21 protein-coding genes are annotated in these 22937 nt (G+C 45.2%); 16 read left to right on the top strand and 5 right to left on the bottom strand.

Features of this window, described 5'->3' with window-relative positions:
* Positions 1-38: 38 nt before the first annotated feature.
* The 7 genes from I592_RS14555 to aspT all read left to right on the top strand — a co-directional run bounded on the left by I592_RS14555 (position 39) and on the right by aspT (position 9351).
* The gene (locus I592_RS14555; RefSeq protein WP_010779454.1) at positions 39-827 is read left to right on the top strand and encodes an ABC transporter ATP-binding protein; all 789 of its coding nucleotides are present in this window, start codon (positions 39-41) and stop codon (positions 825-827) included.
* A gap of 38 nt (positions 828-865) precedes the next feature.
* Positions 866-1945 (top strand): ABC transporter substrate-binding protein, encoded by a 1080-nt coding sequence (locus I592_RS14550; protein WP_010779455.1) that lies wholly within the window; start codon positions 866-868, stop codon positions 1943-1945.
* Between the two features lie 21 nt (positions 1946-1966).
* Positions 1967-2728: an ABC transporter permease gene (locus I592_RS14545; protein WP_010779456.1), complete on the top strand. Its 762-nt coding sequence runs from the start codon at positions 1967-1969 to the stop codon at positions 2726-2728.
* Positions 2729-3042: 314 nt separating this feature from the next.
* Positions 3043-4329, top strand: a complete 1287-nt coding sequence (locus tag I592_RS14540) for an L-lactate MFS transporter (protein ID WP_010779457.1) — start codon at positions 3043-3045, stop codon at positions 4327-4329.
* Between the two features lie 153 nt (positions 4330-4482).
* On the top strand, positions 4483-5862 hold the full coding sequence (locus tag I592_RS14535) for an MATE family efflux transporter (RefSeq protein ID WP_010779458.1): 1380 nt from the start codon (positions 4483-4485) through the stop codon (positions 5860-5862).
* Positions 5863-6084: 222 nt separating this feature from the next.
* Positions 6085-7671 (top strand): bifunctional aspartate transaminase/aspartate 4-decarboxylase, encoded by a 1587-nt coding sequence (locus I592_RS14530; protein ID WP_010779459.1) that lies wholly within the window; start codon positions 6085-6087, stop codon positions 7669-7671.
* A gap of 12 nt (positions 7672-7683) precedes the next feature.
* Positions 7684-9351, top strand: a complete 1668-nt coding sequence (aspT, locus tag I592_RS14525; RefSeq protein ID WP_010779460.1) for an aspartate-alanine antiporter — start codon at positions 7684-7686, stop codon at positions 9349-9351.
* Positions 9352-9424: 73 nt separating this feature from the next.
* On the opposite strand, the gene I592_RS14520 is transcribed toward aspT, so the two are convergent.
* Positions 9425-11344, bottom strand: coding sequence for a BglG family transcription antiterminator (locus I592_RS14520; RefSeq protein WP_010779461.1), 1920 nt, complete (start codon positions 11342-11344; stop codon positions 9425-9427).
* 179 nt (positions 11345-11523) lie between these two features.
* Between I592_RS14520 and I592_RS14515 the strand changes: the two genes are divergently transcribed.
* The 9 genes from I592_RS14515 (at position 11524) to I592_RS14480 (ending at position 19429) form a co-directional block, all read left to right on the top strand.
* Positions 11524-11838, top strand: coding sequence for a PTS sugar transporter subunit IIB (locus tag I592_RS14515; RefSeq protein ID WP_010779462.1), 315 nt, complete (start codon positions 11524-11526; stop codon positions 11836-11838).
* A gap of 72 nt (positions 11839-11910) precedes the next feature.
* On the top strand, positions 11911-13179 hold the full coding sequence (locus I592_RS14510; protein WP_010779463.1) for a PTS sugar transporter subunit IIC: 1269 nt from the start codon (positions 11911-11913) through the stop codon (positions 13177-13179).
* Positions 13180-13197: 18 nt separating this feature from the next.
* Positions 13198-13554 carry a PTS sugar transporter subunit IIA gene (locus I592_RS14505; protein ID WP_010779464.1) on the top strand — a complete coding sequence of 119 codons (357 nt, stop codon included), beginning with the start codon at positions 13198-13200 and terminating at the stop codon, positions 13552-13554.
* Positions 13555-14355 carry a histidine phosphatase family protein gene (locus I592_RS14500; RefSeq protein WP_010779465.1) on the top strand — a complete coding sequence of 267 codons (801 nt, stop codon included), beginning with the start codon at positions 13555-13557 and terminating at the stop codon, positions 14353-14355. It abuts the gene before it with no gap.
* Positions 14356-14430: 75 nt separating this feature from the next.
* Complete coding sequence (locus I592_RS14495) at positions 14431-15861, top strand: glycoside hydrolase family 1 protein (RefSeq protein WP_010779466.1); 1431 nt, start codon at positions 14431-14433, stop codon at positions 15859-15861.
* Positions 15861-16460 carry a DUF6198 family protein gene (locus tag I592_RS14490; RefSeq protein WP_010779467.1) on the top strand — a complete coding sequence of 200 codons (600 nt, stop codon included), beginning with the start codon at positions 15861-15863 and terminating at the stop codon, positions 16458-16460. Before I592_RS14495 ends, I592_RS14490 begins: the two co-directional genes overlap by 1 nt.
* 290 nt (positions 16461-16750) lie before the next feature.
* Positions 16751-18271 carry a metal ABC transporter solute-binding protein, Zn/Mn family gene (locus tag I592_RS14485; RefSeq protein ID WP_010779468.1) on the top strand — a complete coding sequence of 507 codons (1521 nt, stop codon included), beginning with the start codon at positions 16751-16753 and terminating at the stop codon, positions 18269-18271.
* A gap of 34 nt (positions 18272-18305) precedes the next feature.
* A complete protein-coding gene (locus I592_RS21675) occupies positions 18306-18422 on the top strand; it encodes a putative metal homeostasis protein (protein WP_010779469.1) in 117 nt (38 codons plus the stop codon).
* A gap of 155 nt (positions 18423-18577) precedes the next feature.
* Complete coding sequence (locus I592_RS14480; protein WP_010779470.1) at positions 18578-19429, top strand: arginase family protein; 852 nt, start codon at positions 18578-18580, stop codon at positions 19427-19429.
* 35 nt (positions 19430-19464) lie between these two features.
* Here I592_RS14480 and I592_RS14475 read toward each other — a convergent pair whose 3' ends face one another.
* Genes I592_RS14475 through I592_RS14465 form a run of 4 tightly spaced genes read right to left on the bottom strand, consistent with a single transcriptional unit; the run spans position 19465 to position 22929 of the window.
* Positions 19465-20583 (bottom strand): family 8 glycosyl hydrolase, encoded by a 1119-nt coding sequence (locus I592_RS14475; protein WP_010779471.1) that lies wholly within the window; start codon positions 20581-20583, stop codon positions 19465-19467.
* An 11-nt stretch (positions 20584-20594) separates the two neighbouring features.
* The gene (locus I592_RS14470; protein WP_010779472.1) at positions 20595-21908 is read right to left on the bottom strand and encodes a glycosyltransferase family 2 protein; all 1314 of its coding nucleotides are present in this window, start codon (positions 21906-21908) and stop codon (positions 20595-20597) included.
* A complete protein-coding gene (locus I592_RS21670) occupies positions 21908-22048 on the bottom strand; it encodes a hypothetical protein (protein WP_010779473.1) in 141 nt (46 codons plus the stop codon). Before I592_RS21670 ends, I592_RS14470 begins: the two co-directional genes overlap by 1 nt.
* A gap of 14 nt (positions 22049-22062) precedes the next feature.
* Positions 22063-22929, bottom strand: coding sequence for a GGDEF domain-containing protein (locus I592_RS14465; RefSeq protein ID WP_010779474.1), 867 nt, complete (start codon positions 22927-22929; stop codon positions 22063-22065).
* Positions 22930-22937: the final 8 nt, after the last annotated feature.

Genomic DNA, 22937 nt, shown 5'->3' with positions numbered 1-22937 from the left:
CTCTTGAAAAAGGTCCTCTGGATTGAGAAAGGAGCTACATGGAGCAAATAAAAGTAACCGATCTGTCGTTTGCTTACAAAGAAGCGCCCGACCGATTGATTTTGAAGGACATCAATTTAGAGATTGCTTCGGGGGAATTTGTTTGTTTGTTGGGACAATCCGGCTGCGGAAAAAGTACGTTTTTACGGTTGCTGGCTGGACTGGAAACACCCACTTCGGGAGCTCTTACGATTGATTCTGTACCGATCAAAGGTGCAAGCTTGGAAAGAGGTGTTGTTTTTCAAGACTATGGACTATTTCCGTGGATGACTGCGGGAGAGAATATTTTTTTGGCATTGAAGCAGAAATACCCGAAGAAGGACAAAAAGGAATTGAAGACGATTATTTTAGATATGTTTGAAAAAGTCGGCTTAGATTCGTCGGTTTATAAGAAATTGCCAAAAGAGCTTTCCGGTGGAATGAAACAGCGTTGCGCGATCGCCCGCTCCTTAAGTGTCGATTCGCCGATTTTGTTGATGGATGAGCCTTTTGGTGCCTTGGATGCAGTGACTCGAGCACGGCTGCAGGATTTGATTTTGGATCTATGGTCAAAAGAAGAGCTGAAGAAAACCGTCTTTTTCGTGACGCATGATGTGGATGAAGCGCTTCTTTTAGCAAATCGAATCGTTGTTTTAGGGCAATCGCCCAGCAACATCATCTATGAATGCTGCATACCGGAAGAAAAACGAGCGACAAGGGACACGCAATTTGAAAATTTAGAGGTGTTAAAGCTTCGAAATACATTGATCAAAAATATCAATCGCGACGTCGAAAAACACGTTGATTAAAACGCATGACGAAAAAATGGACGATAAAGGAGAGTATTATGAAAAAAAGAGTGGTTGCTTTGTTGGCACTGTCTACGTTGGTTTTAGGGCTGGGTGCCTGTGGCGGAAATTCCGCAAAGAGTAAAACAGAAGACACGAAAAAAGAAGCAAAATCAGAAAAAGGCGAATCCAAAAAGATTACCTGGGCACAAGGAAACAGCGGGAATGTTTTGGTGAGCATTGCGAAGGATCAGGGCTATTTCAAAGAAGTGGGATTGACGATCGATGAAGTTCCTTTAGACGAAGGGCAGTTGGAGGCAGTTACCACAGGACAAGTAGATATAGCCTCGAATTCAGGCACTTGGACACCGGTACAAATGATCGCAGCAGGGGATGATATGGCGATCATCGGCGGTTTCATGCTGACGGGGTCAATGCCGATCATCGCGGCAGAAGATGCGGATTGGAAAGGGCCGGAATCATTATTAGGCAGTAAATATGGCGACACGATCTCACGTTATGCGACGCTCCATGAATTGTACGAACAAGGGCATGATCTAGAAAAAGAGATCGAGTTTGTTGATATCAGCGACGATGATGAGATTACAGCAGTCCAAAAGGGTGAGTTGGATTATGCGGTCATCGGAACAGGGAAAATGTATCAAGTACAGAATACGAAGGGCATCAAGATCGTGGACTATTGCAGTGATATCACGCCAAATTATTCATGCTGTCGGATGGTGGCACGAGATTCTTGGGTAAAGAAAAATCCAGAAACGGTGAAATTACTGAACGAAGCGCTGATTCGTGCACAAGCTTATTTTGAAGCAAACCGTGAAAAATGTGTGGACTTGATGGCTGAGCAGTTAGGAACAGACAAAGAATACGTGGAAGCCTATATGTTGAATGAACATTATCGGATCAACCCAGACACCGTGAAAAATACGGTTATGGACAACTACAAATACATGAAGGCAGTTGGCGGGATCGATCAGGAAGACAAAAAGGTGAAGCTTGAAGACCGCATTTATTCTGACCTTTACAAAGAAGCATTAGACAATGCCGTAGAAAAATACAGCGATGAAGATCCAGAGTTCTATAAAAATGCCGTGACCTTCTATGAAGAAAATAATTTATAGACGGATAAAGGAACAGACGAAATGAAAAAAATAAGGACATTTATAAAAAAATATTGGATCACTTGTTTGATTTGCGTCGGCTTCGTCTTTCTTTATAAATATATCTCGGACAATAAATTGTTCAACGCGCTGATGTTCCCGCCTGTCGAAGATATTTGGGAAGCCTTTATCAAGGACCGTGATTATGCTGCACTCAACTTGCTGTACTCGTTGAAGCTGCTGATCCCTTCGATCGCCATAACGCTGGTGATCGCATTGGGATTAGGTGTACTTGTGGGAATGAACACGCGGCTGCGTGAGATTCTGCACCCGATCATTTATGCCTTCAGTTGTGTTCCTTCGATCCTGCTTTCACCGTTTGTAGTCCTGCTGGCGCCCGATTTTTGGTGGGCCTCAGTGGTTCTGATCGTGTATGGGACGGTCTGGGCAACGCTTTTTGCGACGATCACCGGTATTCAGACGATTGATAAACGCTATCTGGATAATGCGGCAACATTGGAGCTGCGCGGCGCTAAAAAATTTTTCAAAGTCATTTTACCCGCAGCCAGCCCATCGATTTTATCAGGGTTTGTCAATTCTCTTCGCAGCTCCTTCGTGATGCTGGTCTATGCTGAGATGTACGGAGCGACATACGGTCTGGGCTTTTACGTCAAGCGGTATTCAAGCCTAGGTATTTATAAAAATATGTGGGGCGGCTTTGTCTTCATGGTGCTGGTATTGGTAGTAGTGATGCAGTTGTTTGAGAAAATCAAAAATCACTTGCTGAAATGGACGATTGATTGATGAATAGTAGTAAAAGGCGGATGGGGAAATTTCTCATCCGCCTTTTTTTAGAAAAAAAGCAGAAGGAAACAGTGGGAATTTAAAAATAAGAGAAAAATACATAAAACGAGCGGGTTCGATTCTTTTTTTAATAAGAAAGAATGTATTCGGATTATATTAATTTTTTTATTGAATTTAACAAAATGGGAGCGTATACTCGTGATTATTGAGTGTTTGAAAAAACTATTTTTTTGATGAAAAAGACAGAACAAAAGTTATTTGTTTTATCACAGGCACTCACACATACAAATGGATTGAAATCAGGAGGGAAAAGAATGCGCAGGGAAAAAAATAGATGGCTGATCGCTCTATCCGGTGTGGCGATCCATCTGTCTATCGGTTCGGCATACGCATGGAGTGTATTCAAAGAGCCAATCAAAGAGCTGACTGGTTGGGACAAATCATCAATCTCTTTTGCATTTAGTTTAGCTATTTTCTGTTTAGGAATATCCGCGGCATTTATGGGGAAATTTGTGGAAAAATTTGGTCCTAAGAGAACAGGCACGGTGGCATCGATTTTGTTCGGACTGGGCATCGTTTCAACAGGATTTGCCATTTCCAGCCACTCGCTGCCGATGCTGTATCTGACCTATGGGATCATTGGTAGGATTGGATTAGGGGCAGGGTATGTGACACCTGTGTCCACGATGATCCGCTGGTTCCCGGATAGAAAAGGGCTGGCCGCGGGACTGGCGATCATGGGCTTTGGATTTGCCTCCATGATCACAGGACCGATCGCTCAGCAGCTCATGGTGCATGTCGGCGTTGCTAAAACCTTCTATATCTTAGGCGTTGCGTATTTCTTAGTGATGTTCACGGCTTCTCGCTATTTAGAAAAGCCTGCGGCGGATTGGGCGCCAAAGGGCTTTGAGGCACCGAATCCTACAAAAGAAGTAACGATCCAATATAAAGGCATTCAACTGACCGCCAATCAAGCGATTCGGACCAAGACTTTTTGGCTCTTGTGGTTCATGCTCTTTTTGAATATCACGTGCGGCATCTCTTTGGTCTCCGAAGCGTCTCCGATGGCGCAGGAAATCACCGGGATGTCTGCCGGTATGGCAGCAACGATGGTGGGCGTAATGGGCGTCTTCAATGGCTGCGGGCGATTGTTCTGGGCGTTGATCTCCGATGTTCTCGGGCGGAAAAATGTGTTTACGATTCTCTTCATTATTGATATTGCGGTATTACTAAGCCTTTCTGTCGTGCGTTCGCCGTTTCTTTTCGCAGCGTTGATCTGTCTATTGATGACCTGCTACGGGGCGGGATTTTCGATCGTTCCGGCGTATATCGGCGATGTTTTCGGTTCTAGGGAGGTCGGTGCGATCCATGGCTATATCCTGACTGCTTGGGCAGCGGCGGGGATGTTTGGTCCGATCTTTTTGGGCAAAGTCACGGAAATGTTCCACTCCTATACCGCGGTGTTACGGATCTTCGCGGGGCTTGCGCTGGTGGGCTTTGCGGCGTCGATGCTGATTCGGTCGTCAATCAAAAAGCTGGCAAATTCGGACGATCATGGAACACCGAAAGGATCAAATTACGACAAGACGAAACATGCTTAAAAAATCGTTCCAGCGGTCAGAGCCGACAGGTTTTGACCGCTTTTTGAACAAAAAAATCTATCAAGATCGGACACTGGCTTGGGCGGCTGGGAGAAATTTTGACGTATCTTTAATTTGAAATAGTGAGTTGGAAAGTAAAAAGGAGGATAAAAAATGGAGGGAACGAATCCATTAGGGGTTGAAAAAGTTTCGCGGTTGTTATGGCGGTTCTCCATTCCGGCGATCATTGGGATGGTCGTGAATGCGTTGTACAATGTCGTGGACCGTATTTACATTGGAAATGCGCCGGGATTAGGAGCGAACGGGTTAGCAGGGATCACGATCGGCTTTCCCATCATGATCATTTTGTTGTCGATCGGAATATTGTTTGGTGTTGGCGGTGCGACGTTGTTTTCCATGAAATTGGGCGCCGGGGAAACAGAAGAGGCGGAGCTTGCGTTAGGGAATGCCTTTTCTCTGCTGCTGATCAGCGGGGTTCTTTTCATGGTTCTTGGACAGGTGTTTCTGTCCCCGCTGCTTGCCGCATTCGGTGCCAGTCCGCAAGTTTTGCCTTATGCCATCGGGTATATGCGCATCATCTTTTGGGGCGCCGTGTTCCAAATCGTCAGTATTGGCTTAAACAACTTTTTGCGGGCAGACGGGCAACCGAAGCTGGCGATGGTGACGATGTTTATGGGAGCGGGGGTCAACATCATCCTCGATCCAGTCTTTATTTATGTCTTTGATATGGGCATGGCAGGCGCGGCGTTGGCGACGATCCTGTCGCAGTTCATTTCAATGGTCTGGATATTGACCTATTTTTTCAGCAAGCGAAGCCATCACCCCATTCGCCTGAAAAATATGGTGCTCAAGTGGGGGACCGCGATTCGGATCACGGCATTGGGACTGCCTAATTTTCTGCTGCAATTGGGAAACAGTGTGCTGAACGTCGTGTTGAATATGACGTTGCTGAGCTATGGCGGGGATATCGCTGTATCAGGCATGGGCATCGTCAATAGCATCCAGACGATCTTACTGATGCCGATCACAGGACTGGTCCAAGGAGCTCAGCCGATCGTCAGCTTCAATTTCGGGGCTAAAAAATTCAATCGCGTTCGAGAAACGCAAAAATATGCGATCCTGATTGCCACCACGATCGTTGGTATCGGGTGGCTGGCAACGAGGATCATACCGGAGCCGCTGGTTCGGCTGTTCAACAGCGAACCAGAATTGTTGGCCTTTGGCACACAAGCATTGCAGACGTGGTTCCTAGGGTTGCCGATCATTGGCTTCCAAATCGTAGCGTCAAATTTCTTTCAAGCGACTGGGCGCACGAGGTCAGCTATTTTTCTAACGCTGACGCGTCAAATCATCCTGTTGATCCCAGCCATCCTGCTTTTTTCCCAAACATGGGGGATGGCTGGCCTGCTCCACGCGGCACCCTTTTCAGATGCCGCTGCCGGATTATTGACAGCCGTTTTTTACATTGGCGGCATCAAACGCCTGACGAAGGAAGAAGCCGAGGGGGATCAGTTGGATTATGAAATCGAATAAAACGAGGGATAGAAGACTTGGGGATAAAAAATCTCCAAGTCTTTTTTTGTGAAGAAAGGTCGAAAATAAGGTGTTTTTTTTGTTTATTGGAAACGGTTTTGATTTTCGAATAATGAAGATTTTGTGGAGCAAAGGCTTACATAGAGTCGCTTTATTTCCTAACAAAATAGGGAAGTGCTAGTCTGATAAAGGAAAGAGTAATCACAGTAGGAGGAGATCCGCATGGTAACAAAAAAAGAAGAACAACAATTAGAAACACTCGGCGCATTTGAAATAAGCAATGACATGTTGAAACTGGCGCAGCACAATGAAAAGAACAATATCTTTTTGAACGCCGGCAGAGGCAATCCTAACTGGCTCAACACAAAGGCTCGTTTGGCTTTTGCACGGATCATTGAATTTGGTACACAGGAATCAAGACGGACGATGGATCAGGGAGATTTGGCTGGCTACACGACGTTGGAAGGAATCCGTGAACGCTTAGAGACGTTTTTAGATTCGGAATCCAGCGAGATCGACCGCTTTTTGTTAGACGCAGTTGACTATGCCCACGATCAGCTTGGTGCAGACAAAGATGAATTCGTGAAAGAATTGGTCGATGGTGCGATAGGAAATAATTACCCAGTGCCTAGCCGAATATTGAAAAATAGCGAGCGTGTGATCAACGCGTATTTGGAATCTGCTTTGTATCGCGGTGAAAAATTAGCTGATCAAACGGAGCTGTTCCCTACAGAAGGCGGGACCGCAGCGATCGTGTATATTTTTAATTCATTAAAGGAAAACAAGCTTATCAAGAAAGGCGATAAGATCGCGATCAATACACCGATCTTCACGCCATATCTGCAAATCCCTGAACTAAACGACTATGACATGGTCGAAGTTGATTTGCGTTCAACGGAAGAAAATAATTGGGAAATCCAAGCTTCCGAAATCGATAAATTAAACGACAAAGATATCAAAGCCTTCTTTATCGTGAACCCTTCAAATCCAGGTGCGATGGCTTTTGACGATGCTGCTTTAGCTGAAATCAAAAAGGTCGTCGAAGCACGCCCCGATTTTATCATCATTACTGACGATGTGTATGGGACTTTTGTGACGGACTTCAAAACAGTGTACAGTGTCGTTCCCCACAACACCTTGCTTGTCTACTCGTATTCAAAATTGTTTGGTGCGACTGGCTGGCGACTAGGCGTGATCGCAGCGAATAAAGACAATGTCTTTGATCGATTGATCGGCAAATTGGACGAAAAAGACAAGGAAGAATTGAATACCCGCTACGCCATCAATGTCATCGATCCAGAAAAGATGTCCTTCATCGACCGAATGGTGGCAGACAGCCGCTCCGTGGGACTCTACCATACATCCGGCTTGTCGACACCGCAGCAAATCATGGAAGTATTGTTTTCATTGACCCATTTGCTGAATCGGGAAAAGGATGCCTACATTGATGCGTCAAAAGCCATCGTTGATCGACGCTACGATGCCTTATATAAAGGCTTGAAAATCGAAAAAAATCCAAGCAAAGAAAACAGTAAATATTATAGCCTTATTGATATTTATGGCCTTGCAGAAGAATTGTACGGTTCAGCATTCAAGGATTATTTAGTCGATAATTTTGAACAGGTAGATTTCCTCTATAATCTGTCAGAGAAAAATGGCGTGGTTCTGATGGATGGTGTTGGGTTCGGGACGCAACCGGGAGAACTGCGTGTATCAGAAGCCAATCTGCCAGATGAGGACTATGAGATCTTGGCAAAACAAATTCTTGAATTGCTTGGTGAATACCATGCGCAATTTTTACAACACTAAGGAGGAACAATGATGTGGAAAGAGATCAGCACGTTTTTATTGGCTAATCCAATCATTAGTCTCTTTCTCGCCCTTGCAGGGGGCTATTATATCGGAAAGTTAAAAATCAAATCCTTCAGTCTAGGATCGACCGTCGGCGTGCTGTTAGTAGCACTGCTGATCGGCCAAGTCGGAGCGTTCACGATCGCGCCGATACTAAAAAGTATTTTCTTTGATCTATTCATTTTTGTTGTCGGTTATGAAGTTGGCCCCGCGTTTGTCCAAAGTCTGAAAAAATCAGGGATCAAGCTCGTGATCCAATCTCTCTTTTTCTCGGTGGTCGCTTTTGGGATCGCGATGGTCATTTTCAAAATAGCGGACATCGATGCTGGTGAAGCTGGCGGGATCATTGCCGGAGCACTCACACAGTCAGCCACGATCGGGACGGCGACTTCTGCGATCAATGGGCTGGCGATATCGGCAGCGGCAAAATCTGCGATGACTTCGAATGTAGCCATTGCCTATGCAGTGACTTATGTTTTCGGAACGATGGGTGTAGTGATCTTTTTGAAGAATATTGCCCCCGCGATCTTACGAGTCAATTTAAAAGATGAAACGAAAAAAATGATGGAGTCGTTAAATCTGGATACTTCTGACAGCAGTTCGCCCTTATTAAGCACACTTGCGACCCGCTCCTTTGAGATCCTCCAACTGCCCCAAGAAAAAATGACAGTGGCGGCCTTTGAAAAGAAGTTCCATGACAAGATCGTCCTTCAACAGCTATTCAGCCAACGGAAACCCGTGGACTTTGATGCTCAGACCTCATTTAAAAAAGGACAGGTAGTCACCGTTCTAGGAGACAGCGAGGATCTATGGAAACTCATCAAAGAAGGCGTCAATTACAAAGAAGTCTTCGACGATGCGTATCGTAAGATTCCATTGCTGACTATGGAAGTCCTGCTGACGAATGAATACAGCTACCATGCACTGTCTCTTTTGACGGATCACAGTATCGTGGTCGCTGAAGCTATGCATGAGGGAACTAAGGTGACAGAGTTGTCCACGTTGAAGCCAGGAGACCGGATCACGCTTGCCGGTCCTGCCCGTTCGATCAAAAAGGTCTTGCCTACACTCGGCTATCCTGTGGAAAATGGCGCAGAAACAGATGTCAGCTTTCTATCGATCGGACTGATCGTCGGTCTTCTGATCGGGTTATTGGTACTGACCGTCAAAGGGGTGCCATTAACGCTGGGAGCTGGCGGAGGCGCCTTGTTCAGCGGCTTGTTTTTTGGGTGGTACCAAAACAAGAAGGCATATTTGGGGAATATTCCCAGTGCTACTCGCTGGTTCTTAAAAAGTGTCGGCCTAAACCTGTTTATAGCTGCCGTCGGGTTAGAAGCAGGCAGTCAATTTATCAAGGCATTAGGCGCTATGGGAATCCAAGTATTGCTGATCGGTGCGGTGATCTCGATTTTGCCGCATTTGCTCACGCTGCTGTTCGGCAAGTATGTATTGAAGCTGAACGCAGTCGACAACATTGGCTCCTTAGCCGGCGTTGGGACGATCAACGCGGCACTAAATGCCATCAGTGAGGAAACACAAAGCAGTGTCTTTTCATTGAGTTTTACCCCAGCCTATGCGATTGGGAACATTACACTCACCGTAATGGGTCCTTTAGTCGTATCGTTGCTGGCACATTAACGAAAAAAATAGACTTCACGAATTCGCTCCATCAGTCATTGATTGAGCGGGTTCATGAAGTCTTTTTTTTTGCTTAATATTTCCGTTTGATCTTCGTATAAATAAACGAGCGAAAGGCAGAAAAATTTTTGATCCGTTTGATTTCTTGATAGCCGTCAGCCGTCTCGAAAAGAGAGATCAAGGCCTCGTAAATGTCCGTGAACCTCCGACGATCCACATCGTTGATCGCAGCCAATAGGATGATGTGGACCTTTTGATTTCCCCAAGCGATCCCTTTTTCAGAAATGGCGATGCTAATGACGGTTCGATGGGCATCCATATAGACAGAATGGGGGATCGCGATCGCTTCAAAGGCTGTTGAAGATGCGTGCTCTCTTTCTAATACATGGGTCGTGAACACGGCGGGGATCACGCCTTCTTTTTCTAATACATGGCACATCTCAGTGATTGCCTCATCTGAATTATCCGCCTTCAGGTCACTGGTAAAAAAGATTTCGTTGAAGTAATCGTCAAAGTTTTGACGCAGGATGCTCTTCTTTCGATCCAGTCGAATGTTCCCCAGCTCATTAAGCAGCATCACGCGCTGTTCTTCTGTAAAGATCGGAGAAACATTAATCACGAGAAAGTCCTGTGAATCAGGGACAGGCAGCGTAGTGATCAACAATTCAAAATCCAATTCTGCCACCTCAGAAAATTTGGGGACGACGGTTTGGATGTTCAGCTCATTGCCGAAGTGTTGATGCAGCTTTTCATAAAGCTGTTCATCTAGATTCATGTATTTTGGACATAAAAGAACCGTCCGTATCTTTGAAAGGTTGCGTTTTTGCCCCTCCAGTTCAGAACCGATATGCAAGGCGATATAGGCGGTCTCGTCTTCGCTGATGGAAATATCAAACAAGGCGCTTAACCGTAACGACAGGTAGACCGAGACATCGTAGACCATCGGAAAGCTCTTTTTCAACGACTCCAGCATGGGATTTTTCAAAGAAGTCTCCTGTTTGGCACGAGAGAACAGCCCGCTGATATGCAGCGAGAAGGGAACAAGAAAATTCTCGCTCATGAGATTGATCCCAAAGGTTTGCCGGACATCCTCCAACACCTCATCCACTGCCTGAGAAATATCGCTTCCTATGATCTGCTCCAGCTCCTTCAAATTATTCGAAGGAATATAGTTGGCGTTGGCTTGAAAGATCATGTGGATCTCTTCTTTTTCCAAACTATTCAAAGACAGCTCAAACGCCTCTTCGATCATGGCGATCATTTGTGTGACTAGCTGTGCTTTGTCTTCCCGCAGCCAGGAGCTGAACCAATTTCGAGTGACTAAAGACTTATCGTTCCGCACAGAATCTAGCAGAATCAATAAGTGCAGCATCAAATTGACAAAGGAAAAGTCATTCAAATGATAATTAGATTCGTGCATGATGCTGTGAATGATAGTGGATAATTTTTCAATGTCCGCCTTATCGAAGGTGGCTTCTAAAATTTGCTTGTCGATAAATTTATGGGGCACTTCTTCAAAGATGATATAAGAGATCAGCCGGCGTTTTTCCTTTTCCTCCCCCACGATCTGGATCTCGTCTTGCTTGAGTACGAACTTCACGTGGTATTTCTCATATTCCTTATTCATTCGGGCAAGATCTGATTTTATTGTGGAATAGCTCACGAATAATTCATCGGAGAGGTCAAAAATGTTTAGCTGTTGATGCTCCATCAAGATTTGTTTGATGATAAAGAAAGACCGTTCCTTGAAGGTTTGAGGTAAATCGTTTTCATTTTGCGGCGTGGCTAATAGCTTCGCGGCTTCCTCTGGGACGATCGTGTAGCCTAGATTGGAGGAATGGATCACGGGGACAGAGCCCAATCTATTTAATTGATAGATATAATTTTTCACCGTTCGGATAGAAACGCCCATTTTTTCAGCCAAAATTCTGGAAGAGACAGGAGTATCTTGCTGCAGCAGCAATCTCAGCAAGTAGTCTTGTTTTTCCTTCATTTCCTCATCCCCTCATAAATGCTTTTTATTATTATATCGTGAAACACTGGAAGATAAAATAGAGAGTTGCACGGTCGGCGTGCAAGAGTCTGGTTGAGGGAAATGTGAAAAATCGGAATAATGAGGGTGTAAAGAGAACAGCACATACAGAAAAAATAGATTCTTAGGAGGATTTTATTATGGAAACGATCAATATTTTACTTTGCTGCGGTGCCGGTATGTCTAGTGGTTTCTTAGCTCAAAAAACACGAAAGGCTGCAAAGAAGCGCAAGATCTCAGGGTCTATCGATGCAAGAAGTGAAAGTGAAGTGGCTTCTTATCTAGATGCGATCGATATTTTACTTTTAGGCCCGCATTACGCGTCATTCAAAGAAGAAATGTCTGAGCAGGCAGCGCCCTACAATGTGGTGGTGGACGTCATTCCTCAAGATATTTACGGCATGTTAGACGGCGAAGGGCTGTTGGATTTTGCTCTTAGCAAACTGGAGAAGTAACGAAAGGATCGCCGTCTTCTCGTAGTCGTTTCGTTAGAGAAGAGACGGTATAAAAAATAGGAGGAACAAAAAATGAAAAAATTTATGGATTGGCTGGCCAATTCGTTTGCGCCAAAAGCAAAAAGTCTGACACAGCGCCCGTCCGTTGCCGGGTTATCGAGTGCGATGCAAAAATTGATTCCCTTCATTATGACGGGATCGATCGTCTTCTTTTACAATGTTTTTCGCTCGTACATTCCGCAACTGCCAGATTTAGGCAATATTTCAAATTATTCATTCGGCATGATTGGGTTGATTGCCGCGTTCATGGTAGCGAATCAGTATATGGAGAAATTCAAACATGCGAATTACTCAATTACCGCAGGGATCGTCTCAGTCTGTGTTTTGATGATGACCTTGCAGCCAGTCGGAGCCGAAGAAGGCGTCTATGACATGGGACGTGTCGGACCCACAGGGATTTTGATCGGGGTAATCGTCGGCGCAGTCGTAAGCGTGATCTTCCATTATTTCAGCAAGCTTCACTTATTGCGAAATTCAGAATTGCCGGATTTCGTTGTTGAATGGATCAACAACATCATCCCAATTTTCTTAAGCTTGGCGTTATGGTCCACACTGATCTTCGCCTTGAAGATCGATGTTTTCGAAGTCATCATCAATCTGTTTGAGCCGATCCAAAGCTTCGGGCAATCATTGCCAGGACTGATCCTGCTTGTATTGATCCCAGCCTTTTTCTACTCGATGGGGATCTCAACATGGTTATGGTCAGCCATCCAAAACCCGATCTTTATCGCCGGGATCGCGGCCAACGCCCTCGCTCTGAAAAGTGGAGATACCGGCATGAATATCGTCACGAATGAGACCGTTTATAGTTTGGGCTTGATCATGATGGGCGGGACGGGGGCGACCTTGTCGCTGAATCTGCTGATGTGCTTCTCAAAAGCGAAGAAATTAAAAACGTTGGGACGCATCTGTATCGGTCCTTCACTATTCAACATCAACGAACCCATCGTCTTCAGTACTCCCGTAGTGATGAACCCGATCTTGATGATGCCTATGTGGATCAACTCGATTACAGGAAGCATCGTTGTCTGGTTCGCGATGCGAGGCGGCTTGCTGAATATTCCCCAAGAGCTGATGCAAGTGGCGCAGATCCCAGCACCGATCTCCAGTGTGATGATCCTGCAAGATTTCCGCGCGATCCTCTGGTATGTCCTATTGTTCGCGATGTACCTGTTGACGTGGTACCCATTCTTCAAAGTGTATGAAAGAGAAGTGCTGGCTGAAGAAGTCAAAGAAGAACAAGTAGGTGCAGAATTAACGGCACCTGTAGAAGCTGTATAAAAGGACGAGGTGAAAAAAATGATGGAAGAAACAGAAGTACTCGAAGAAGAAAATGAACTGATCTCGGTAGCCATGCAAATCATTTTACACGCAGGTAACGGCCGAACAAAGGCGCAAGAAGCCATCAAATACGCAAAAGAACAAGATTTCGAGGCGGCTCAAGACGCGTTGAAGGAAGCAAAGGACCATATCGTGTTGGCCCATCGCTCTCAAACTGCGATCATCCAAAATGAAGCAGCAGGAAAAAGCTACCAGCCTAGCTTACTTTTCACCCATGCGCAGGATCATTTGATGACGATCACCAGCGAAGTCAATATGACCAGAGATTTAGTCGATCTGTTTGAAGTAGTGATGAAAAAGCAGGAGACCGTTTAAATGAAAAAGAAATTAGTAGGGCTATTATCCCTGATGAGCATTCTGCTGGTCGCTGCCGGAACAGTGACCAGCGGAGTAAGTGAAGCAGCAGCCAAAGAAGCCAAGCAACCCAAGGAAACGACAATTTATTTAGTCAGACATGGAAAAACGTGGTTCAATACGCAGAATCAAGTCCAAGGATTTTGCGACAGCTTGCTGACGGAAGAAGGAGAAGCACAGGCAAAATTAGTCGGTGAAGGGTTGAAAGAAGTCAAATTCCGCGCGGCGTATTCCGGTGATTTAGGTCGCCAAATAAAAACAGCCCAGTTGATTTTAGAGCAAAACAACAAGAAAACACCGCAAATCATTGAGAACAAAGGCTTTAGAGAGAAGAATTTTGGCGGCTTTGAAGGTCAGTCCAATGATGACATGAATCTCGCTGTTGCCAAGTCGTTGAATCTGGATTATCCCGAAGGCAGCGATGAGCTGTGGGATTTCTTAAAGGAGCAACTGACGGAAGAAGAGCTGGCAAATAAAGTAGCGGAGGTCGATCCAACGAAGACGGCTGAAACTTACGATCAGATGAAGCAGCGTGTAGAAAAAGCAATGCCGCAAGCACTAAAAAAAGTGACCAAAAAAGGCGGGAATGTTTTGATCGTTTCATCCGGCGGTATCATTCCGATCTTACTGGAAAGCATCGCCCCTGGAAGCTATCAAGGAGAAAAAATCGCCAATTGCAGTGTCACTACGTTGACCTATAAAGATGGGAAATACACGATCGATACGATCGGCGATACCAGCTTTGTTGATCAAAAAGAATAACCTATGGAAAACCTGAAGCAGTCCGGTAAATGACTCATCCTTCAGTTTTAAATAAAAAGATGAGGAGCGAAAACGATGAACAACGAATTTCCAAAAGACTTCCTGTGGGGAGCAGCAACCAGCGCGTACCAAGTAGAGGGCGCAGCACAAGAGGATGGGAAAGGACTATCCCAACAAGATATCATCAACAGCGAACGCCACGAAAAATTCGGCTTTGCCGATGCGAGTGTCGCCAGCGACCATTACCATAAATACAAAGAAGACATCGCTTTGTTCAAAGAAATGGGCTTCACCAGCTACCGCTTTTCGATCGCGTGGTCACGAGTGTTCCCAAATGGGGATGATGTAGTCAATGAAGCGGGCATCCAATTTTACCGCGATCTGATCCAGGAATTGAAAGACAATGGTATCGAACCGATCCCAACCTTGTATCATTATGACTTGCCATGGCCTTTAGTTGAAAAATATGGCGGCTGGCTGTCTCGTGAAGTGGTGAAGGATTTTGAAGTCTTTGCGAAATACGTGATCAATGAATTCAAAGACGACATCAAATATTGGATCACCATCAATGAGCAAAGCATCATCGTGCAATACTGGACACAAAAATGCTATGTATTGCCAGAATATCAAGACAACAATCAGCTACGGTATCAAATCAATCACCACATGAATTTGGCGCAAGCAGTCGCGGTGAAAGCTGCGCATGAGGTGGGCGCAAAAGCAGGTCCTGCCTTAGGCTATGCCCCTGTGTATGCCCGCACCTGCAAACCAGAAGATCAGTTAGCGGCTTTGAACGCGAATGACCTACGTAATGCGTATTACTTGGATGTGTATTTCCGCGGCTACTACAATGTCGCAGCGTTGACTTACTTGAAGCAAGCAGGCTTGGCACCAGAAATGGAAGAAGGGGATGAGGCCTTCTTCGCGGAAAACTTATCTGACTTTTTTGCCATCAATTATTACGACAGTCAGTGTGCTCATGCGTGTCCTGAAGGGGAAGAGCGCCGTTGGTCCGGCTACAATTTATCGGGTAAAAAAGGTGATATGTCTGGTTTTGAAACGCATCCTGGATTTTATCAAATGTGTTCAAATCCAGAGCTGCGCACGACAGACTGGGATTGGGCGATCGATCCGATCGGTTTAGAGTATGTTTACCGGGATCTCTACACTCGGTACCGCGTACCATTTATGATCACTGAAAATGGCTTAGGCGCATACGACGAGTTGACGCCTGACGGCAAAGTTCATGACGATTATCGCATCGAGTATTTGCGGGAACACATCCAAGCGACGAAACGTGCGATGGATCTAGGCGTAGAAGTAGTCGGCTATATGCCGTGGTCAGCGATCGATCTGCTGTCCACCAGCAATGGCTACAAGAAACGTTATGGATTGATCTATGTGGATCGTACAGACTACGATGTAAAAGAATGCAAACGAATCAGAAAAGATTCTTTCTATTGGTACAAAGAAGTGATCGCGTCTAACGGCACGAAGATGGATTGATGAAGATGCTTTTACGAAATCTGATTTCTGTTCTGGGCTCTTCTTTAGTAGGCGTGGGCGTTGGGCTTTGCGTTGCTACAGGCCTCGGTGCGGATGCACTGGGTGTCCTGTGGGAAGGACTGACCAAGCATCTGCCGATCACCGTCGGGCAAGCGTCTTTGTTAGTCACTTGTACGTGCCTGCTGCTGGTACTGGTGATCGATAGAAACGAGTTAGGCGCAGCAACCTTGTTCAATCCTATTGCGACCAGCATTTTTACCGACTGGATGATTCGCCAATGGACGATCGAAGGTCCTGTGATCGTGAAATTTCTGCTGGTTGTTCTTGGGATCTCATTCATCGGCATCGGGTCTGGGATCGCCGCCGCAACCAATGCAGGCAAGGAAGGCTACATTGCGCTAAGTTTTGCCTTGAGTCATCGTCTTTCAGTCGATCTGGCAAAAGTGCGGATGAGCTTGGATCTGATCTGCTTTATCGCTGGTATGGTCCTCGGTGGGAAATTCATGATCGGACCATTCGTGGGTGTCCTATTGATCGGGCCTCTATTGAAGCGAACAAGCAGCTATTGTGGAGAAAAAATGTCACCATTGTTAGGGTAAGAAAAAGGATTCAGACGGAAACGTTTGAATCCTTTTTTTGATGGGTATGATTATTTTGTAATAAAAATAAATAGTCACAGATCCAGAATACGAATAAGACGAGGACCGTCATATGAATGAGGATACAAATGAATAAAATTTCATGTTATTTTATCTTGACGTGCCTTCGAGTAGATGGTAAAGTATTTCTGCTTAAATAGTAATCGTTACGGTTTGTCTGATGCAAATAGTAATCGACAGACCCTGTGGACCGACGAGTGCTCAGAGCAGAAATCAACTGGAGGTTTGGAATGAAAAAGAAAATAGGTATTCTCATCATCGGCTTATTGGCACTTTTTGGTTTAGGTGCCTGCAAGGATAACCAAGCAACAACCAATAGCAAGGGAGACAAACTGCATATCGTAGCGACCTTCTATCCCATGTATGATTTTACGAAACATATTGTCGGCGATGCCGGCGACGTGAGTCTATTGATGCCGGCAGGATCAGAGCCGCATGATTATGAGCCTTCTGCAAAAGATATGGCAAAGATCTCGGAAGCAGATGCTTTTGTCTATCACAACGAAAACATGGAGGGCTGGGTTCCCAGCGCGATCAAATCTTGGAAAAAGGGCGCACCCAATGTTATTGAAGGAACAAAAGGAATGGTCTTGCTGCCAGGCGGCGAGGAAGAACACGACCACAGTCATGAAGAGGGACACCACCATGAACTCGATCCCCATACTTGGGTGTCTCCTCATCGAGCGATCAAGGAAGTGACTTCGATCAAGGACCAATTGATCACATTATACCCAGATAAAAAAGCGACATTTGAAAAAAATGCGCAAAACTATTTGACGAAGCTAGAGGCTTTGGATAAAGAGTTTTCAGCAGAATTGAAGAACGCCAAACAAAAGGATTTCGTCACACAGCATACCGCCTTCAACTATCTTGCGGTGGATTATGGCCTGAATCAGGTGGGCATCTCAGGATTGAATCCCGATCAGGAGCCAGATCCTTCGAGAATCGCGGAGCTGAAGCACTATGTCGAGGACAATGGCATCAAGTACATTTACTTCGAAAACAACAATCAAGGAAAAGCTGCGAAGACATTAGCGGATGAGACCAACGTGACACTTGCTGTGCTGAATCCATTAGAAAGTTTGACGCAAAAGCAAATGGACGCCGAAGAGGATTATATCTCCGTCATGAAAGAAAACTTGTCTGCCTTGAAGAAAACAACGAATACACCTGGAAAAGAAGTAACGCCTGAAACAGCTGCAAAACAGGAACAGACTGTCTATAATGGCTACTTCAAAGATGCGCAGGTCAAAGACCGTCCATTGTCCGATTACGCCGGTGATTGGCAATCTGTTTATCCATTGTTGGAAAAGGGAACATTGGATCAAGTATTCGATTATAAAGCGAAGCTGAAAAAAGATAAAACACCGGAGGAATATAAAGACTATTATGAAACAGGCTACAAAACCGATGTAAATGAAATCAAAATCACAGACAATCAGATTGATTTTCTCGTGGACGGTAAACACCACAAGTATACCTATGAATACGCCGGTCACGAAGTGTTGACTTACGAAAAAGGCAATCGCGGTGTCCGCTTTACCTTTGAGACAAAAGACCCAGACGCAGGGGACTATCGGTATGTCCAATTCAGCGATCACGGGATCGCGCCGGCAAAAGCCGCCCACTTCCATATTTATGTTGGGGGAAGCAGTCAAAAGGAATTGCTGAAGGAGCTGGACCACTGGCCTACGTATTATCCGAAAACGATGAGTGGTCAGGAGATTGCCCAAGAAATGATGGCGCATTAATCAAGACGATCGAAGAAAGAGTGAGGAAGAATCCATGGAAAAATCAGATGTATCAAGTGCCTACCGCCGCTTAAAAAGCCCCAATATCAAGACACGCAAGCGTGCATTAAAGATTATCAAAGAGAATAAACGACAATCAGGAAAGAAATAAGTACAGTTTACAGCTTCTGAGATTTATCAAAGTCCCGCAGGATTCGTTAGAAAGAGGGGATTGCTTTTCAACAAGTCGAGCACGAAGAGTTGCATGGGCAGAGGAAAGAAGGGTAAGATGAACGTATCAAATACCCCTACAGAGGAGAGGTTCCATTGACTAAAACCACTCGATTGAAAGTCCCTCAATGGCAGGGAGGAAACAATCTCACTTACGCACTGGGTGCAGATATTCTTTCCTTTCTAGCCCCTAAGAATTTGGAACAAAAAGAAATCATCGTGCCGATTTCTGAGTTGGAAGAACCCTTGATCAGAGAAAACGGTGTGACTGGTCAGTCTGTCGTTGCGGAGAATGTCGATAAGATGACGGCGATCATCCAAGAGGAGGCGCCTGACAAAATCATTACACTGGGTGGCGATTGTCTAGTCTCACAGGCACCGTTTGACTATCTGCATGGCAAATACGAGGATAAGCTCGGGGTCATCTGGCTAGATGCCCATCCGGACATTTCGACACCGGCTATTTTTTTCAATGCTCATGCGATGGTTTTAGGCAATTTATTGAAGGATGGAGACCCTGTCTTAGCGGAAAAGGTGCAGCACCCCTTTGAAGCAAAAGATATTTTGTATGTGGGATTGCAGCAGCCGACAGTAGATGAGGAAGCGATCATGCAGCGGTTAGGCCTTCAGTATCAAGTCCAAGCACAGTCACGGCTCGCACCAGAAACGATCATCCAATGGCTGAAGCACCACGGATTTACGAAAGTTGCGGTTCATTTTGATTTGGATGTTCTAGATCCAAATGAATTCCGCTCGCTTTACTTTTCAGAACCTGGTACTGCGAAGCATTCGGCGGAGGCTGGGAAGATGTCCCTGCTGGAAGTGAAGGAAACGATGCAGGCCATTGCAGAGCAAAGCGAGATCGTCGGGTTGACTATCGCAGAGCTGTTGCCATGGGATGCACAGAATTTGAAGAATCTGCTAAACGGATTTGATATTTTTCGATAAGAAAAAGACGAGAAGAGGCCTGCCTCTTCCCGTCTTTATTTTTGATCCATTTGCAGAGTGATCAAGGTTGTCAATGTGTCACCGTAATAATCATTTTTCGATACCCCGTCATTGATGACCCACGATTCTGTCGTTACGAGATTGCCATAAGCTTTTTTCTGATCCGCCGCAAATAAAACGGGCGCAGAGAAATTTTTCGATAAATTTTGAGACAAGGGTTGTCCTGAGAGGGTATAGCCTTCAGCGATACTGCCCTGTTTCAAAAAGAAATTCATCATTTTGCTCAAGATTTGGTTGCTGCGTTTGTCGGATGAGCTGGCCAACCGCCATGGGATGCGGCAGGCGTTGGCGCCGTAGTTGCCATCGTTGGGACCAGCGATCAGATTCTTTTCTGCTGGTTCGACACGGTTGTTTTTCACGACGGCAAAATCAGGAATCAAGCCGCTTTTATGCTGTTTGCTGAGGTCTTCTAGGACCACTAGCGAATGGTTTTTTAGCGTCTTCCAAAAATCATCGCCTGTAAAAGAAGCAAAGGCATCGAAATAGCTTGGGATGATATCTGAAGGGCGGATCAAATCGTAGGAATCAGACTCTTTTGTCGCCCACGCGCCGACGGTCAACAGCTTATTGGTTGAATTATAGTTTTTGGTTTTGATCGCTGTAAGTAATTTTTTAGCGGCACCCTTATAATTCATTTGACTGTCTGGCCACTGCTTGCTTGCCTCGATCAAGGCGTAGGCAATATCCAAATCGCCGTCCGTCGCATTGGTCTTTTCTTGTTCCAGCACGCGTTCGTCTTCGAATTTCTGCCGCCAGCTCATCAGCGGCACATCGTCGCTAAGCTGAAAATGTTCATAATAGCGATAAAAATCGCGGAACTCTTTCTCCGAAGCCCAGCCGCGTTTGGCCGCTTGCATCGTGATCAACATCCCGTAGCCATGACCTTCTGAGAGTGAAACTACTTCTTTCTCCTCTGGATTGGTTTGGACATAAGAACCGTCGCCAGATTCTTTGACATACGCGGTTTGCCATTGCTGATAGGTCGTTTTTTCTAACTGTTTCTGATTGTCTTTTATAGTAATGATGACGGCTGCGACATAGCAAAAAAAGAGCAATGCCAGCAGCGGCCACATAATTGCAGGACGTCTGCGCATACGTTCGCCTCCTAATCATCGAAACGCTGAGTTTTGTACCACTTCGTACCGTCACGTCGAAACAGTTTGTCTCCTATATAGGAAAAGAATGCTGCGATCGAGATGCCGATAAAGAGTAGGGAGTAGGTAAAGTAGGACGCGATGGCATAGAAGAAATTCGCCGTCGTGGCCTGTCCAAATTGGCTAGATAACGCCAGTTGGATCTGTAACAAATAGATCGTAAACATCAACGCCCAATTGACGAATAAGAGCGCGCCGATCTGACGATTGCTGCCGCCAAAGGTAAAGATCACGTCGATGGACGGAAACCAAAGGTGTAAGATCATCGCGATAAAATTGACGATGAACATGATGTTCGAGAGAATGATCGCACTAGTGAACCAAAAGAAGGTGTTAAAATAATAAACACTTTGCAGACGGATACGCCAATTGGAGCTGCCAAAAAAGTTTTTTAGGTTATTGACGATGACTTCATAATTTCCTTTTGCCCAGCGTTTTCGCTGCCGATAATAAACGGACAGCGTCTCTGGCTCCTGCTGAAAAGCTTCTGCACGGGAGGCCAAAGCAATCAATTTGCCGATTTTCATGATTCTAAAGCTCAAAGCGGTGTCTTCGGTCAATGCCCCATTATCCCAGCCGCCTAAGTCGCGGATCATTTTTGTCTGAATAATGAAGTTTGTACCGGGAATCTGTCCGATTTTAAAAAGCTGCCACATGCCAGTATGAATGATTCGTTGACTCGTCACGATCTCTAAATTGATACAACGGGTCAAAAAATTCCGTTTGTAATTCCGTGTTTTGTTTCGACCAAAAACAGCACCGTAACGCTCCGGGTCTTCTAATGCCCGTTCGATCAAAAAATGCAGGGCGTTTTGTTCAGGCATCGCATCGGCATCATAAACACAAAGATACTCTCCGTGAGCGATTTTTAAGGAGTCATTCAATACGCCGGCTTTTCCCCCAGTGCCTCGGCGGTCAATGACATTAGTCAGATAATAGCCGGTATATTCGGGCTGCTGCAAGATCGACTGGACCCGTTCATACGTGGCATCGTCGCAATTATCTGCAAACACCAGTATCTCCATCTTTTCTCTGGGATAGTTCATGTTTAAAATAGCCTTCACGGTATCTTGGATAACGATCTCTTCATTATGGGCAGGGACAACGATCGTCACGACCGGATATGCGCGCAGCGGGTCCAACCGATTTTTTGGCGGGCGAATATTCTTGAGCAGGAAAAACACAGCTCCGAATAAGACGACCAAAGTAATCAGCAGTGAAAACCAAATAGAAATAATCCCAAACATCAATAGAATACTTGCCATCAGTAATCACGCCTCCTAAAGTAACGCCAGATCCGATCCTTGATGACGAGCAGACAGAGGAATAAGACGACGGCTGCCACAAAAAATATACCTGTGATGATCTTACTTGCTTCAAAGAAATACATCAGTAACTGATCCATAAATAGCCGCCTCCTTATAAAATGTACTCGTCTGTCAAATCTGCCTCTGAGCGTCTTCTTACCCGGCTGATAACTTGCTCAGCCGTCATTTCAGTAGAACCTTCGATCAGAAACTCGCCGGAACGAACCACGGTGCTTTGTGAATGCTCAAAATTTTTAAATGGGAAGAGAGAAAATTGTGTCTTGGTGATTTTATTTAAACTTTGGATAAATTCGCAGCTTTTTCCCGATTCATAAACGGGGGATAACACGACAAAGATGCCGTTGCCAAAATAAAACTGGTCCTCTTCTGGTAAACGGATATTACTTAGCAATTCAGCGAGCTCCTTCAACAAGTCATCCGTTGCTTGGTCGTTTTGATAATTCAATTGCTCGATATAATCAATGGTATATGACGAAATGAGTAACCCGCGCCCGGTTTTGTGATACAAATTCATGGCACATTTAAATTTCTCGTAACGGACATCAAATTCTTTTCGATTGTAAAGCCCCGTCGTTTCATCCAACGTCTGTAAATATTCCCGCATCTTCGGCTGGAACGTGTTGCTTCGCTGATTGAACAGTACACTGTTTTTAGTGATCAAACCTAAAACGGCAAAAATCGGTATCACAACGATCAAATAGATTTTTTCCAGTCCCGGCATAATGATCGGCGTGTAATACAGCAAGTATGTGCCTGTCGACATGACCAACATAGAAAATACCGCAACTGTTATCGTGTTTCCTAAAAAACCAACTAATAGACCTAAGAAGGCCAAAAGAGAGATGCTCAGCACAGGGACAAAACCAAAGCGATCATCGAGGACCAAGTTTTGAATAAGAAAAATAGCGGCTAGCAGGATCATCATCCATTCGATTCGAATGCGTCGTAAATACTTCATAACATCGT

Origin of the sequence: Enterococcus gilvus ATCC BAA-350 (genome assembly GCF_000407545.1) — a bacterium.
GTDB classification, from domain to species: Bacteria; Bacillota; Bacilli; order Lactobacillales; family Enterococcaceae; genus Enterococcus_A; species Enterococcus_A gilvus.
Note: the sequence above shows the minus strand (reverse complement) of the source record. Positions and strands in the feature narration are given on the sequence as shown.

Excerpts from the sequence above, each read along its gene's own strand:
- I592_RS14490 (WP_010779467.1), top strand. The coding sequence starts at position 15,861 with ATGAAGATGCTTTTACGAAATCTGATTTCTGTTCTGGGCTCTTCTTTA.
- I592_RS14540 (WP_010779457.1), top strand. The coding sequence starts at position 3,043 with ATGCGCAGGGAAAAAAATAGATGGCTGATCGCTCTATCCGGTGTGGCG.
- I592_RS14465 (WP_010779474.1), bottom strand. The coding sequence starts at position 22,929 with ATGAAGTATTTACGACGCATTCGAATCGAATGGATGATGATCCTGCTA.
- I592_RS14555 (WP_010779454.1), top strand. The coding sequence starts at position 39 with ATGGAGCAAATAAAAGTAACCGATCTGTCGTTTGCTTACAAAGAAGCG.
- I592_RS14470 (WP_010779472.1), bottom strand. The coding sequence starts at position 21,908 with ATGGCAAGTATTCTATTGATGTTTGGGATTATTTCTATTTGGTTTTCA.
- I592_RS14535 (WP_010779458.1), top strand. The coding sequence starts at position 4,483 with ATGGAGGGAACGAATCCATTAGGGGTTGAAAAAGTTTCGCGGTTGTTA.
- I592_RS14520 (WP_010779461.1), bottom strand. The coding sequence starts at position 11,344 with ATGAAGGAAAAACAAGACTACTTGCTGAGATTGCTGCTGCAGCAAGAT.
- I592_RS14485 (WP_010779468.1), top strand. The coding sequence starts at position 16,751 with ATGAAAAAGAAAATAGGTATTCTCATCATCGGCTTATTGGCACTTTTT.
- I592_RS14510 (WP_010779463.1), top strand. The coding sequence starts at position 11,911 with ATGAAAAAATTTATGGATTGGCTGGCCAATTCGTTTGCGCCAAAAGCA.
- I592_RS21670 (WP_010779473.1), bottom strand. The coding sequence starts at position 22,048 with ATGGATCAGTTACTGATGTATTTCTTTGAAGCAAGTAAGATCATCACA.
- I592_RS14545 (WP_010779456.1), top strand. The coding sequence starts at position 1,967 with ATGAAAAAAATAAGGACATTTATAAAAAAATATTGGATCACTTGTTTG.
- I592_RS14475 (WP_010779471.1), bottom strand. The coding sequence starts at position 20,583 with ATGCGCAGACGTCCTGCAATTATGTGGCCGCTGCTGGCATTGCTCTTT.
- I592_RS14550 (WP_010779455.1), top strand. The coding sequence starts at position 866 with ATGAAAAAAAGAGTGGTTGCTTTGTTGGCACTGTCTACGTTGGTTTTA.
- I592_RS14500 (WP_010779465.1), top strand. The coding sequence starts at position 13,555 with ATGAAAAAGAAATTAGTAGGGCTATTATCCCTGATGAGCATTCTGCTG.
- I592_RS14530 (WP_010779459.1), top strand. The coding sequence starts at position 6,085 with ATGGTAACAAAAAAAGAAGAACAACAATTAGAAACACTCGGCGCATTT.
- aspT (WP_010779460.1), top strand. The coding sequence starts at position 7,684 with ATGTGGAAAGAGATCAGCACGTTTTTATTGGCTAATCCAATCATTAGT.
- I592_RS14515 (WP_010779462.1), top strand. The coding sequence starts at position 11,524 with ATGGAAACGATCAATATTTTACTTTGCTGCGGTGCCGGTATGTCTAGT.
- I592_RS14505 (WP_010779464.1), top strand. The coding sequence starts at position 13,198 with ATGATGGAAGAAACAGAAGTACTCGAAGAAGAAAATGAACTGATCTCG.
- I592_RS14495 (WP_010779466.1), top strand. The coding sequence starts at position 14,431 with ATGAACAACGAATTTCCAAAAGACTTCCTGTGGGGAGCAGCAACCAGC.
- I592_RS21675 (WP_010779469.1), top strand. The coding sequence starts at position 18,306 with ATGGAAAAATCAGATGTATCAAGTGCCTACCGCCGCTTAAAAAGCCCC.